We start from the raw sequence: 13,261 nt of genomic DNA, 5'->3' as shown, positions 1-13,261 counted from the left end.
TCCGCCAGCGACTGCGCCAGCGCCTCCTGCTGCGCCGCCAGGCGGCGCGCGTCGTCGGCCAGCGCCCTCATCTCCTGCTCGGCCGCGGCGCGGCGCAGCAACTCCAGGCTCTGCTCCAGCCGCTGCTGCAGCTCCTGCTGCTGTTCCGCCAGCGCCTGCAGCGCCTGCTCCGTCTGCGCGGCGTCCAGGTTCTCCAGCGCCTCGCGCAGCCTGTTCAACTGCTCGCGCAGCTCGTCCGAGCCGACCTCGTCGAGCAGGTCGCGGATCTCGTCCAGCCGCTCCTGGAATTCCGGATCCGACAGGCCGGCGGACTCCGACAGGTCGCTCAGCTTCTCCATCTGCTCGCGCAGCGCCTGTGCTTCCTCCAGCAGCGCCTCCTGCTGGTCCAGGACGCTGCGGGCGTCCTCGGCGCGCTCGAATTCCAGGGTGGACTTGCGGTCTCCCTCGTCGGCGTCGCGCCCGCCGCCCGAGCGCCCCGATTCGCGGTTCTCGCCGGCCTGCATGCGGCGCTGGAGCTCGCGCGTCGCGCGCTCCAGCTCGCGCGCGGTGCGCGACAGGTCGTCGGCGCCGCTGAGCAGATCGTCCGCCTCCTCACCGACGCGGTGCCTGAGCTCGTCGGCGCTCGGGAAGCGCAACGCGAACGTGGCCGAACGCGCGGTCTGCGCGCGCGGCCCGTCGTCGGTGACCTCCACGAAGTACTCCAGCCGGCCGCCCGGAAGCAGCCGCCGACCGGTGGCCTCGAGCACCGAGTGCAGCGCCGCCGTGGCGGGCACTCCGCCGAGTTGGATGGGGGCGCGCACGGCGCTGTCGCGCTGGCCGAAAGCGTCCACCCGCCAACTGACGAGAGCTGCGCGGCGCAACCCGTGGTCGTCGCCGGCGTGGGCCACTATCGGCTGGCGCATGTCCGGGCCGACCTCCGTGTCCTCGCCCGGGAAGCGCACCTGCACCCACGGCGCGCTGTCCGGCACCAGCGCGATCTGGAGCGGCGGCGGCGGCGCGGGGCTCGCCTCGCCGGCGGCGTCCACCAGCGCCCAGCCGAAGGTCCCGGACTGCGCCGGCCTCAGGCGCCCGTCGAAGCGGTCGCCGTCCACGGCCAGGGGCGACTCCCCGCCCGGGCCGCGCAGCGCCGCGGAGCCCAGCGGCCGCGTGGCGGTGCCGCGCAGGCGCAGCGTCGCTCCTTCGGGGAGCACCAGCGGCGGCGGCTCGCCCTGGAAGCGGTCCGCCGGCCGGCCCAGGTACGCCGGGTAGGCCACATCGACGGTCAGGCTGGACAGCAGCAGGGGGTCGAGCGGCTCGGCCACGAAGGTGTCGGACACCGCGCCGTCGGGCGCGTTCACCCAGTAGCGCGTGGGCGCCTCCACGGGGCCGATCACGCCCGCGGCGCCGCCGCCGTCCACGGCCAGGCGAGCGCGCCCCGGGAGCTCGCCCTGGGCTCGCCAGTGCAGCGACACGACCCTGCGCTCGGGCGCCGAGATGGTGACCGCCAAGGTGTCCCCGCGGGCGACGCGCGCGTGGCCCGGAGACACCTCCAGCGGAGGCAGATCGGGCGGCGCCAGGGCCCTCAGCGGGCGCAGCAGCGGCGCCCACGCGGCGCGCGCTCGGGACGAATCGCTGGCGCCGAGCGCCGCCACGGCGAGCGCCAGAGTCAGCACCCCCGCCCCCAGCCGACGCAGCCGCCTGGAAGCGCGCTCCCCCAGGCTGCCCGCCAGCTCGCTCGGCGTCGCGCGGCCCACGCGCTCCACCAGGGCGCGCTCGGACAGCCTGGCCAGCGAAGGCGACGTCCCGACGGGCGTCCCACCGCGCAGCTCGAGCGCGCCGCGCAGGCTCCCTTCCGGCAGGCCGCGGGCCGCCTCGGCGGCTCCCGCGACCGTCGCCTCGTCGAGCGGCGCGAGCCACCTGCGGACGCCGACCGTGGCGAGCGCCGCGCCGGCGCCGAGCGCCACCAGCGACGCGGCGAGCGGCAGCGGACTGGGCCGGTCCCACGCGGTCATGGGTACCGCCAGCCAGGCGACGACCATGAGCGCGGGCACGGCGAGCAGCGCCGCGAGCGCCACCGAGGCGGCCGCGCTCCGGCGCAGCCGGCTCCTGGCGGCCGCGAGTCGAGTCCAGAACTCCTGCGGGCTCACGGCACCCTCCGCGCGGCCATCAGCGCGCCGGCTGCGCCAGCACGAACACGAGCAGGTTCACGCCCATGCGGAACGCGGCTTCCCGCACGTGCGCGGCGTCGCCGTGCACGTCGGCGTCCTCCCAGCCGTCCCCCAGGTCCGACTCGAAGCTGTAGAAGACGACCAGGCGTCCGCCGTGGAACAGGCCCAGGCCCTGCGGCGGGGCGCCGTCGTGTTCGTGGACCTTGGGCAGCCCCTCCAGGTCGTAGAAGGAGTGGTAGACGGGGTGGTCCGCGGGCAGCTCCACGAAATCGGCCTCGGGCAGGACGCGCCCCATCTCGCGCCGGAAGCTCTCGTCCAGGCCGTAGTTGTCGTCGGCGTGCAGGAAGCCCCCGTCCTCCAGGTAGGCGCGCAGCCGCAAGACGTCGGCGTCGGCCAGGGCGATGTTGCCGTGACCGGTGAGGTACAGGTACGGGAAGTCGCGCAGCCCTGGGTCGTCCAGGCGCACGGTCTCCGCTCTCTCGGGGAAGGCTATGCCGGTGCGGGCACGCGCCTCGCGCAGGAGGTTGGGGAGCGCCGACGGGTTGGCGTACCAGTCGCCCCCGCCGTCGTACTGCACCACGGCGACGGCGGGCCCCGCGCCGGGAGTGCCGCGCGCGGATGCGCCGGCCAGCGCCAGCGGGACGGCGCACGCCAGGACTAGGCGGGCCGAGACGCGTCCCCTCAATCTACCCTTCCTCCGGCCGCTCACGCGCTCGGGCGTGCACGACCTCGTAGGCACGGTTGCGGGGAAGGCCGGTCCTGCGTGCCACTTCGCGGGCCGCGGCGCTCGGCTTCACCCCGTGATCCAGCAGTGCGTCCGCCAGCACCACCGCCACCCGATCCGACAGCGTCTCCTCCTCCACGGTTGGCGCGGCGCCACCCACGACGACGACGACCTCGCCGCGGGGCGGTTCTTCTCGGTAATAAGCGGCGACTTCGGCCAAGGTTCCGCGCCGGACCTCCTCGTGGATCTTGGTCAGCTCCCGCGCGACCGCCACCGCGCGACCCTCGCCGCACGCGCCGGCCAGGTCCTCCAGCAGGTCCAGCAGCCGACCCGGCGCCTCGAAAAGGACGGCGGTGTCGGCGGACTCGGCCACGCGGGCCAGCAACGCGCGGCGCTCTGCTCCGCCCCGTGGCGGAAACCCCAGGAACACGAAGCGGTCGGCGGGCAGGCCGCTGGCGGACAGCGCCGCGACCGGCGCGGACGGGCCTGGGATGGGCACCACGGAGTGCCCCGCCGCGGCCACCGCGCGGACGAGACGGCCGCCGGGGTCGCTCACGACTGGCGTCCCCGCGTCGGACACCAGCGCCAGGTCCTCGCCCGCGGCGAGCCTCTTCAGGACCTCGTCCACGCGCCGCGTCTCGTTGTGCTGATGCGCCGACAGCAGGCGCGTGCGGGCGCCGATGTGGTCCAGCAGGATACGCGTGCGGCGGGTGTCCTCGGCCAGCACCAGGGCGACTTCGCCGAGGACGCGCGCCGCGCGCGCCGACAGATCCTCCAGGTTGCCGATGGGCGTCGCGACGACGAACAGGGTTCCCATCGGGCCGTCAGTCGTCGAGCAGGCGGGCGACCATGCCCTGGGCGGTCAGCGCGTGACGGTCGGGCTCCACCGCGCGACCGGCCACCTCGAGCACGTCGCGCAGGCCCCGGTCGGTGGCGCCCTTCAGGATGGCGCGGATCCATTCCGCGACCGCGTCGCTGAGCTCGGCGCGCGTGACCACGGCGTCGTCAGCCACCACGCGTCCGTCTCTGTGGACGGCGAACGACGCCAGCACGGGCGAAGTCTCCTCCAGGCGTCCGCGGGCCGCCGTGAAGCAATCCGTCGTCGCCTCGGTGCCGATAGCCCGCGCGACCTCGTGTCCGAGCCGTTGAACGAGCCGTTCGTACAGACTGAACAGCGCCGCCGGCGCCTGCGGGGGCGGGTCGCGCGGGGGACCGAAAAGGCGCACCGGAGCGGCCCCGTGGCGCCGCGCCAGCGTCTCGAGGGCGGCCGCGGGCTCGGTGCCGTCGGCCAGCCCCACGCCGAACACCTGCACCGGAGTGCCGTCCTCGAACACCACGTAGTGGAACACGCCGCCAGCCTGAATCTCCGCCACGCCGTCGCCCCCGGACGCCCGAGCCGAGGCCGCCAGCCGCGCCGCGGCGATGGGCTCGCCGGCCTCCACCTCGGGGTCCAGCGTAGCCCACATCGCGCGCTGCTGGCCCTCGCTCACCTGATAGAACGCCACCTCGGCGCGCTCCCGCTCGCGCTCGGCGAACCGCACCACCGAGTCCACGCGCACCACCCGGCGCCCGCCGGGCTCGATCCGAGCCGCCGTGACCGGATCGCCGTCGCGGAGCATGATCACGTCGGTTTGCTCGCCGAGATGCAGGGACAGCACCGTGGGCAGCCGCGAGGCCCGCGCGATCTTGCCGTCGTTCAGGAGCGCCTGCAGGTCCACCCAGCGCAGCTTCGTGCGCGGGAGCAGGGCCTTCTGGTGCGGCATGGTATCGATCATGGAGAGACGGGATGTAGAAACCCGCCCGCGCGTCGGCAAGTCGGACGCGCGGGCGGGTCGCGGAGAGTTACTTCTCTGAGGGCGGACAGGACCGCCCCGAGTGGCCTCAGCCCGCGGCCTCGTTCGCGCCCGAACGGGCGAGATGCTCCACCAGCCGGCGCTCGAGGTGCGGCTTCGGCACCGCGCCAATGACGGTGTCGACGTGCTCTCCGTTGTGGAAGAAGAGGATGCTGGGAATGGAGCGCACGTTGAACTTGATCGCCGTGCGCTGGTTGGCGTCCACATCCAGCTTCCCGACCTTGACGCGCCCGTCGTACTCCTCGGCGAGTTGCGCCACCACCGGGGCCACCATGCGACAAGGGCCGCACCAGGCCGCCCAAAAATCCACCATCACCAGCCCTTCCCCACCCGCAATTTCGTCGTCGAAGTTGCCATCTGTGATTTCGACGACTCTACCGTTCTCCACGTTCTCCCCCTGGTCTGGGTGTGAGGCCCCGAAGCCTACCGCCGCTCGGACCCTCGTGTACATGCTCGGCGCTTGCTCACGTGCTATCAACTGCGCAACATCCGGGCAATCGTGCGGGCCCCGAATCGGGACCCTGCTACTTCACTGGTTACAAATACCCCGCATGTTCCCTTTGGATCACGTCGGCGTCGCCGTCGCCTCGCTCGACGAAGCGCGGGCGACGCTTCTCGAAATCGTCGGAGGACCCGCCTCCCCCGTCGAAGTCATCGAAGCCCAGGGCGTCCGAGTCCAGTTCCTCGGCGACGGCCCCGGCCGGCTCGAGCTCCTCGAGCCGACGGGCCCCGACACTCCCGTCGCACGCCACCTCGAGCGACGGGGTCCCGGCATCCACCACCTGGCGTACCGGGTCCCCGACCTGCCCGCCACGCTGCGCCGACTCGGGTCGGCCGGGGTCCTACTCGTGGACGAAACGCCGCGGCTCGGTGCCGGTGGCCATCTCGTGGCCTTCCTGCACCCCCGCTCCACCGTCGGCGTCCTCATCGAACTGATTCAGGATTCCTAGTGTACCGCCGCCCGCCAGTCGCGCGCGCTAGCGCCGCGACAACTCTCCCGTGTCGATCCGCTCCACCAGCCACCCGCCGTCGCGCGTCCGCACCAGCGTGAACGGCACCGCCACCGATCGCCCTCCCTGCTGCAGCGTCGTCATGATGTCCAACGCCTCGGTGACCCTGCCGGGCACCACCCGATCGCCCAGGATCGAGTAGTCCTGGTGCCGGAGCAGTGACGCCAGCGTGAACATGCGCTGCTCCACCGCGTCCCGGTCATCCCGGTCGGCGATGGGCCCATCGCGCGTGCCGAAGAGACGCCCGAGCGTACCCACATCTCGGGCGTTGACGGCCTGCAGGAAGCGTTCTACGACGAGGGAGGGGGCAACGGCATCCGGGCCGGGCGTCATCTCGCCCACGGAGACGGTCTGACTCACGCACCCCCCGGCGAAGGCCGCGAGCAGACAAACTGCTGGCACGCTGCTGCGCATGAACCTGGCTCTCTCTCCACGTGACTCACCCCACCCCGACCAGATTGGGCAAGCTTATGCGGGTGCGAGGCTCTCCGCAACGGCCTTCTGTGGCTCCGCCGCCTCGCCCGCCCGGAAGGTCAGACCGTCGCCCTCCGCGGAGACGTCCACGACCACGCTGTCGCCGTCGCCGAAGCGCCCCTCGAGCACTTCAAGCGCGAGCGGGTTCTGTACCAGCCGCTGGATCGCCCGCTTCAGCGGGCGCGCGCCGAACACCGGGTCGAATCCCTCGTCGGCGATGCGCGCCTTGGCGGCGTCGCTCACCGAGAGCGTGATCTCGCGGTCGGCGAGCAACGCGCCCAGGTGGCGCAACTGGATCTCGACGATGCGGCCGATCTGCTCGCGGCCCAGCGGCCGGAATACGATGACGTCGTCGATGCGGTTGAGGAACTCGGGCCGGAAGTGCCTGCGCATCTCGCCGCGCACGGCGTCCTCGACCTCGGCCCAGTCCTGGCTCATCGCGCGCTCCAGGATCATCGGGCTGCCCAGGTTCGAGGTCATGATGACGACGACGTTGCGGAAGTCCACGGTGCGCCCCTGGGAGTCCGTCAGGCGGCCGTCGTCCAGGATCTGGAGCAGCACGTTGAAGACGTCCGGGTGGGCCTTCTCGATCTCGTCGAACAGCACCACCGCGTAAGGGCGCCGGCGCACCGCCTCGGTGAGTTGGCCGCCCTCGTCGTAGCCGATGTAGCCGGGGGGCGCTCCGATCAGCCGAGCCACGGCGTGCCTTTCCATGTACTCGGACATGTCGATGCGCACCATCGCGTCCTGGTCGTCGAACAGGAACTCCGCCAGCGCGCGGGCGGTCTCGGTCTTGCCGACCCCGGTGGGGCCGAGGAAGATGAAGCTGCCGATGGGTCGGTTGGGGTCCTGCAAACCCGCGCGGCTTCGGCGCACGGCGTTGGCCACCGCTCCGACCGCCTCGTCCTGGCCGATCACGCGGGTGCCGAGGACGCCCTCCAGGTTGGTCAGCCTCTCGCGCTCGGACTCGAGCATCCGGGTCACGGGTATACCGGTCCAGCGCGACACGACATCGGCCACGTCTTCCGCTTCCACCTCTTCCTTCAGGAAACGCGACTCGGCCTGGGCCTCGTCCAGTCGCGCGGCCGCTTCCTCCAGCTCGGTCTCGCGCTGCGGGATCTCCCCGTACTGGATTTCGGCGGCGCGCGCGAGGTCGCCGGTGCGGGTGACCCGCTCCGCCTCGATGCGCAGCTCGTCGATGCGCCCCTTGAGGGTGCGGATATGGGTGATCTGGTCCTTCTCCGCCTGCCAGCGCGCCTTCATGGCCCCGGCGCGCTCGCGCAGCTCGGCCAGCTCCTGGTCGATGCGGTCGCGGCGCTCCACGGCACCGGCCTCCTCCTCCTTCTCCAGCGCCGTGCGCTCGATGTCGAGCTGCATGATGCGCCGCTCCACCTCGTCGATCTCCTGCGGCAGGGAGTCGATCTCGATGCGCAGGCGGCTGGCCGCCTCGTCCATCAGGTCGATGGCCTTGTCGGGCAGGAAACGCCCGCCGATGTAGCGATCGCTGAGCTTGGCCGCGGCGACGATGGCGCCGTCGGTGATGCGCACGCCGTGGTGCACCTCGTAGCGCTCCTTGAGGCCGCGCAGGATCGCCACCGTGTCCTCCACGGACGGCTCGCCCACGTACACCTGCTGGAAGCGCCGCTCCAGCGCCGCGTCCTTCTCGATGTGCTTGCGGTACTCGTCCAGCGTTGTGGCGCCGACGACCCTCAGCTCGCCGCGCGCGAGCGCCGGCTTGAGCATGTTGCCGGCGTCCACGGCGCCCTCGGCGGCGCCGGCCCCCACGATGGTGTGCAGCTCGTCCAGGAAGACCACGAAGCGGCCTTCGGCCTCGGTGATCTCCTTGAGCACCGCCTTGAAGCGCTCCTCGAACTCGCCGCGGTACTTGGCGCCGGCCAGGACCGCGCCGATGTCCAGCGCGATGAGCGTCTTGTGCTGGAGGGACTCGGGCACGTCGCCGCTCACGATGCGCTGGGCGAGGCCCTCCACGATGGCGGTCTTGCCCACGCCCGGCTCGCCGATCAGGACCGGGTTGTTCTTGGTGCGCCGGCTCAGCACCTGCACGACCCGGCGGATCTCCTCGTCGCGCCCGATGACGGGGTCCAGCTTGCCGTCGCGGGCGGCGTCGGTGAGGTCGCGGCTGAAGCGCTCCAGCGCGCGATACTTCCCTTCGGGATCCTGGTCGGTGACGCGGTGCGGGCCGCGCACCGCCTGGATCGCCTGACGCAGCGCGTCCGCGTCCGCGCCGCGCTCGGCCAGCAGTTCGCGGGTGTCCGACCCCACCGCGGCCAGGGCGATCAGCAGGTGCTCGGTGGACACGTACTCGTCCGCGAGGGAGCGAGCCTCCTCTTCGGCGGCGTCGAGAACCGCCGTCGTCTCGCGCCCCAGCGACGGCTGCACCGTACCGGACTGCTTGGGGAGGCGGTCCAAGCGCTCCAGCAGCGCGCGCCCGAGGTCGGGCACGTCCGCGCCTACCTTGCGCAGGACGGGCACGACGATGGTCTCGTCCTGCGCCATCAGCGCGCTGAGCAGATGGACGTCTTCCAGCGCGGGGTTGCCGCGCTTGCGGGCCTCGGTGGCGGCGGCCTGAAGGGCCTCGCCGGCCTTTATGGTCAGTCTATCCTGGTTCACCGACTCCCCCGTCGATGGGAGGTCGCCGCGGCCGGCTCGGCCACGGCGACCATCCATTCAAATGGGCGCGCGCTCGCGTGCGCGTCACCCCCCGGCCTGATTGGCAGGGCCGTCTCCCTGGCGCAGCGCGCTCAGGAAGCGTCGCCCTCGTCGCCCTCGTCGACCTCTTCGACCTCGATCTCGGTGCGCTGGGACGGCTCGCTGAGCGGCAGCTCCACGGACAGGATGCCGCCCGCCAGCTTGGCCTTCACGCCGTCGGCGTCCACCGCCTCGGGCAGGTGCACGGTGCGGCGGAAGCGGCCGCGCGGGAACTCGTCGCGCAGCAGGGTATCGACGTCCTCGTCGGCGCGCGCGGGCCACTCGCCGCTCACGATCACGGTCTTGCCCTCCAGCGCGACGTCCACCTGATCGCGCGCGAGCCCCGGCACGAGGACGTCCAGCGCGTAGCCCGCCGTGCTCTTGCGCAACGCAACCGACGGCCTGCACGAGAGCTGCACCACGGTCTGCTCGGCCATGCCCCCGAAATCTTCGATCACGCGGTTGACGGCGTCGCTGACGCTGTCCCACGGCTCACCCCAATCGAAACGCTTCTTCATTTGGTTCGCTCCCCTGCCTGTTCCGGCGTACCGGTCCCAACCAATCGGCGGCGCGCCACGTCTACAGAACGGACGCAGCGCCGGCGTCGCCTTCGCTTCGGGCAAGGGCCGTTCCGGCGCACCCTGCCGGAACGGCAGCACGTGCCGCCTGACGCCGGACGGCACATTTGGGGGCCCTCGCGCGTATACGGGGCGTCTCTGAAAAATCGGCCGCCGTCCGGCGCTCCCCCGAATCCCGGGTGTCATGAAGAATCTCGAGTTCCGAGCCGCCTTCGCGCTCGCCATCCTGGCTGTCTCCACCACCGCGACGCTCGACGCCCAGGCGCTCCGCACGGGCTACGGAGCGACCGTCGCTCGCTTCGGCGACGACATCGTGGTGGCCGAATCCAACAACCTGATCGGGCCCGCGGTCGTGTACGCGTACCGCCAGGGCGACGACGGCTGGGCCGAGGTCGGCCGCATCACGCCGTCCGACTGGCAGGAAGAGGACCGCTTCGGCTCCGCGCTGGCGGCCGGCGGCGACCTGCTCGTGATCTCCGCGCCCGGACAGGACGACGGGCGCGGCGCCGTCTACACCTTCCGGCGCGAAGGGGACGGACTGGCGCAAGCGGGCCGCGTGGCCTTCGCGGGTGCCGCCGACGGGGCGCGCATGGGCAGCGCGCTGGCGCTGGACGACGGCTCGCTGCTTGTGGCGGGGAGGGACGGCTCGGTGAGCGCGTTCACGTGGGCCGACGACGGCTGGGTGGGAGCCGGCTCCCTGAGCGCCGAGGACGTCGCCGACGGCGACAGGTTCGGCGCGTCGATGGCGGTCCTCGGGGACGTGGCGCTGGTGGGAGCGCCCGGCCAGGCGGCCGGCGAGACCCAGGGGGTAGGCGCGGTCTACGTGTTCACGCGCGAGGACGGCGCTTGGGTCGAGAGCGGCAAGCTCACGGTGCGCGCCTTGAGCGAGAACGCCGCGCTCGGCTCCACGGTGGCTCTGAACGGCCCCGACGAGGCGCTCGTGGCAGCGCCCAACCGCAACGGCACGGGCATGGTACTCATCTTCGCCCGCGACGCAGAGTCCGGCGCGTGGAACCCGGGCGGGGCGCTGGCGCCCTTCGCGCCCACGGGGCGGGATCGCTTCGGCGGCACCATCCACGCCGAGGGGAACCGCATCATGATCGGCGGCTCGCGCGCCAACGGCTTCCGCGGCGCGGTTTACGTGTTCGAGCGGGACGCCGACGGGGCGATCACGAAGGCGAGCATGTTCGGCCGCGAGGACGGCCTGCGCGGCACCGGCTTCGCCGGGTCGCTCTCGGTGGCGGGCGACGTGGCGGTGGTGGGCGCGCCCAGCGACGACAACGGCGCCGGCTCGGCGCTCGTGTTCGCGCGCGAGGGAGACGCCTGGAACGAGGTGGCGGTCCTGGCCAGCGAGCCGGAGAGCCTCGAGGCCGTCACCGGCGGCGAGGTGGCGTGCGCGAGCGGCGAGGCCGCGCTGTGGTCGTGCGAGCAGGTGGACCTGGTGTCCTTCCTGCCGGTGTCGGAGATCGGCGGCGGCCGGGGCATTCGTCTCAACGACGTGTGGGGTTGGACCGACGGCGAGACAAGCCGTGAATACGCCCTGGTCGGCCGTATCGACGGGCTGTCCATCGTGGACATCACCGACGCCGCCAACCCCACCTACGTCGGCGACCTGCCCATGACGCCGGGCTCCAACTCGGCCGCCTGGCGGGACATGAAGGTCTACGAGGACCACGTCTACGTGGTCGCCGACGGCGCCGGCCAGCACGGCATGCAGGTGCTCGACCTGCGCCAGATCCGCGACCTGGAAGCGTCGGACCTGCCGGTCACCTTCGAGCCCGACGTGCTCTACGAGAACATCGCGAGCGCGCACAACATCGTGATCAACGAGGGCTCGGGCTTCGCCTACATCGTGGGCGCCCGGGGCGGCGGCGAAACGTGCGGCGGCGGCCTCCACATCGTGGACATCCGCGACGCCTCGAACCCGACGTTCGTCGGCTGCTTCCAGGATCCGTCCACGGGCCGCGCCGGCACGGGCTACTCGCACGACGCCCAGTGCGTCATGTACGCCGGTCCGGACGAGGACCACGCGGGCAAGGAGATCTGCTTCGGCTCCAACGAGACCGCGCTCAGCATCGCGGACGTGAGCGACAAGGCGGCTCCGCTGGCCATTTCGCGCGCGGAGTACCCCAACGTCGGCTACACGCACCAGGCGTGGCTGACCGACGACCACCGCTACCTCTACATGGACGACGAGCTGGACGAGCTGCAGGGCAAGGTGGAGAACACCCGCACGCTCATCTGGGACGTGAGCGACCTGGACGACCCGCAATTGGTGAAGGAATACTTCGGGCCGACCAAGTCGATCGACCACAACCTCTACATCAAGGGCGACTACGCCTACGAATCCAACTACACCTCGGGGCTCCGCATCCTGGACATTTCGGATCCGGAGAACCCGCAGGAGGTGGGCTTCTTCGACACCGTGCCGTACGGCGGCGACCGCGCGGTGTTCGACGGCTCGTGGAGCACCTACCCCTACTTCGACAGCGGCACCATCGTGATCTCGGGCGGACGGCTGGGGATCTTCTTCCTGCGCAAGCAGGAGCCGGTTTCGTGAGCGATCGAGGCGCGCTGGCCGGGCGGGACGGCGTGCGCCCCGCGCCGGCCGGCCCCGGCCGGGGGGCCGCCCTGGCGGCGGCCCTGCTGCTGGCCGGCGCCGGTGCGTGCAGCTCGCCGGGCGTGGTGCCCACCGACGCCCGCCCGCCCGCCGACCGCGAGCTGGTGTGGGTCGCCGAACAGGGCGCCGCGACGGTCACCGCCGTTGACGCCCGCTCGCTGGAGGTGGTCCGCAGGATCGACCTGCAGGCGCTGGGATTCGGCGCCAACTCCAAGCCGCACCACGTCGCGACCGAGCCCGACGGGTCGGCCATCTACGTTTCGCTGATCGCCGAGAACCGGGTGGTCAAGCTGACTCCCGACGGCGAGCTGGAGGGCTCGGCGGAGTTCCAGGCGCCGGGGCTGATGGCGCTGGACCGGGCCGGCGGCGTGCTGTACGTGGGCCGGTCCATGGCGGCCGTGAACCCGCCGGCGCGGATCGGCGTCGTGCGGCGCGAGGACATGTCCATCGAGGAGATCGACGTGTTCTTCCCGCGCCCGCACGCGCTGGCGTACGATCAGCGCACCGGCACCGCGTACTCCTCGAGCCTGGGTGAAAACCGGCTCGCGGCGGTCCGCGACGAGGCTGCCGAGCTGATCGACCTCGCGGGCCCGACGCACGCCGTGGTGCAGATCACCGTGTCACCCACGCAGCCGCTACTGGCTGCCACCGGGCAGCTCTCCGGAGACGTGATGTTCTTCCGCGTGGACGACGCGGACCGGCCCACGCCGTCGGGCGTGGTGCACGTGGGCGGCGAGCCGTGGCACGCGTCGTTCTCGCCCGACGGACGCACGCTGTGGGTGCCGTCCAAGCGCGGAGGCGTGGTGCACGTGATCGACGTCGGCACCCAGCGCATCGTGGGCGAGGTGCGTCACCCCGCGCTCGCGCAGCCGCACGGCTCGGTGGTTTCGGCCGACGGCCGGCGCGTGTTCGTGAGCGCCAACAACACCGACGGCGACTGGGCGCCCGCGGGCGCCGCGGCGAACGCCGGCGCGCTGGTGGTGATAGACGCCGCCAGCCGCACGGTGGAGCGCGCCATACCCATCGGCGCGAACGCGGCGGGCGTTGCCACGGGCCTGCGGCGCTAGTGTGCCGGCGCGGAAGTCCCGTGTGCACCGAGGCGCGTGATGCGCCCGCGGGGCAAGGCGGAACGACGCGCCGTAGCCG

General features: G+C 72.4%; 11 protein-coding genes. 3 read left to right on the top strand and 8 right to left on the bottom strand.

The genetic code is table 11. The features are described 5' to 3' along the window. From ABFS34_13455 to trxA, 5 genes are all read right to left on the bottom strand, one after another. Positions 1 to 2,126, bottom strand: a 2,126-nt coding sequence (locus ABFS34_13455; GenBank protein ID MEN8376447.1) for a hypothetical protein, incomplete at its 3' end; no start/stop codon positions are given. Positions 2,127 to 2,145: 19 nt separating this feature from the next. Then, on the bottom strand, positions 2,146 to 2,832 hold the full coding sequence (locus tag ABFS34_13450; protein ID MEN8376446.1) for a DUF4159 domain-containing protein: 687 nt from the start codon (positions 2,830 to 2,832) through the stop codon (positions 2,146 to 2,148). Between the two features lies 1 nt (position 2,833). Further along, the gene (gene rsmI, locus ABFS34_13445; protein MEN8376445.1) at positions 2,834 to 3,688 is read right to left on the bottom strand and encodes a 16S rRNA (cytidine(1402)-2'-O)-methyltransferase; all 855 of its coding nucleotides are present in this window, start codon (positions 3,686 to 3,688) and stop codon (positions 2,834 to 2,836) included. 7 nt (positions 3,689 to 3,695) lie between these two features. Beyond that, the gene (locus ABFS34_13440) at positions 3,696 to 4,634 is read right to left on the bottom strand and encodes a hypothetical protein (GenBank protein ID MEN8376444.1); all 939 of its coding nucleotides are present in this window, start codon (positions 4,632 to 4,634) and stop codon (positions 3,696 to 3,698) included. Between the two features lie 118 nt (positions 4,635 to 4,752). Then, positions 4,753 to 5,112, bottom strand: coding sequence for a thioredoxin (gene trxA / locus ABFS34_13435; protein MEN8376443.1), 360 nt, complete (start codon positions 5,110 to 5,112; stop codon positions 4,753 to 4,755). Between the two features lie 163 nt (positions 5,113 to 5,275). On the opposite strand from trxA, the gene mce reads away from it, so the two are divergent. Continuing rightward, entirely contained in the window at positions 5,276 to 5,674 is a 399-nt protein-coding gene (gene mce / locus ABFS34_13430; protein ID MEN8376442.1) for a methylmalonyl-CoA epimerase, read from the top strand. A 27-nt stretch (positions 5,675 to 5,701) separates the two neighbouring features. On the opposite strand, the gene ABFS34_13425 is transcribed toward mce, so the two are convergent. The 3 genes from ABFS34_13425 to ABFS34_13415 form a co-directional block, all read right to left on the bottom strand. Then, positions 5,702 to 6,094, bottom strand: coding sequence for a hypothetical protein (locus ABFS34_13425; GenBank protein MEN8376441.1), 393 nt, complete (start codon positions 6,092 to 6,094; stop codon positions 5,702 to 5,704). Between the two features lie 108 nt (positions 6,095 to 6,202). Continuing rightward, positions 6,203 to 8,896 carry an ATP-dependent chaperone ClpB gene (clpB, locus tag ABFS34_13420; protein MEN8376440.1) on the bottom strand — a complete coding sequence of 898 codons (2,694 nt, stop codon included), beginning with the start codon at positions 8,894 to 8,896 and terminating at the stop codon, positions 6,203 to 6,205. A gap of 74 nt (positions 8,897 to 8,970) precedes the next feature. Further along, positions 8,971 to 9,435: an Hsp20/alpha crystallin family protein gene (locus ABFS34_13415; GenBank protein MEN8376439.1), complete on the bottom strand. Its 465-nt coding sequence runs from the start codon at positions 9,433 to 9,435 to the stop codon at positions 8,971 to 8,973. 244 nt (positions 9,436 to 9,679) lie between these two features. Here ABFS34_13415 and ABFS34_13410 point away from each other — a divergent pair, with 244 nt between their 5' ends. Both ABFS34_13410 and ABFS34_13405 read left to right on the top strand, forming a co-directional pair. Beyond that, positions 9,680 to 12,055, top strand: a complete 2,376-nt coding sequence (locus ABFS34_13410) for a choice-of-anchor B family protein (protein MEN8376438.1) — start codon at positions 9,680 to 9,682, stop codon at positions 12,053 to 12,055. Then, on the top strand, positions 12,052 to 13,182 hold the full coding sequence (locus tag ABFS34_13405; protein MEN8376437.1) for a hypothetical protein: 1,131 nt from the start codon (positions 12,052 to 12,054) through the stop codon (positions 13,180 to 13,182). The genes ABFS34_13410 and ABFS34_13405 overlap by 4 nt, the downstream gene beginning before the upstream one ends. Positions 13,183 to 13,261 lie beyond the last annotated feature (79 nt).

This window comes from Gemmatimonadota bacterium (genome assembly GCA_039715185.1).
Taxonomy (GTDB): Bacteria; Gemmatimonadota; Gemmatimonadetes; order Longimicrobiales; family RSA9; genus DATHRK01.
Note: the sequence above shows the minus strand (reverse complement) of the source record. Positions and strands in the feature narration are given on the sequence as shown.

Bases quoted from the DNA above. Each gene is read 5' to 3' on its own strand.
- rsmI (MEN8376445.1), bottom strand. From the start codon at position 3,688: ATGGGAACCCTGTTCGTCGTCGCGACGCCCATCGGCAACCTGGAGGAT.
- ABFS34_13440 (MEN8376444.1), bottom strand. From the start codon at position 4,634: ATGCCGCACCAGAAGGCCCTGCTCCCGCGCACGAAGCTGCGCTGGGTG.
- mce (MEN8376442.1), top strand. From the start codon at position 5,276: ATGTTCCCTTTGGATCACGTCGGCGTCGCCGTCGCCTCGCTCGACGAA.
- clpB (MEN8376440.1), bottom strand. From the start codon at position 8,896: ATGGATGGTCGCCGTGGCCGAGCCGGCCGCGGCGACCTCCCATCGACG.
- ABFS34_13415 (MEN8376439.1), bottom strand. From the start codon at position 9,435: ATGAAGAAGCGTTTCGATTGGGGTGAGCCGTGGGACAGCGTCAGCGAC.
- ABFS34_13410 (MEN8376438.1), top strand. From the start codon at position 9,680: ATGAAGAATCTCGAGTTCCGAGCCGCCTTCGCGCTCGCCATCCTGGCT.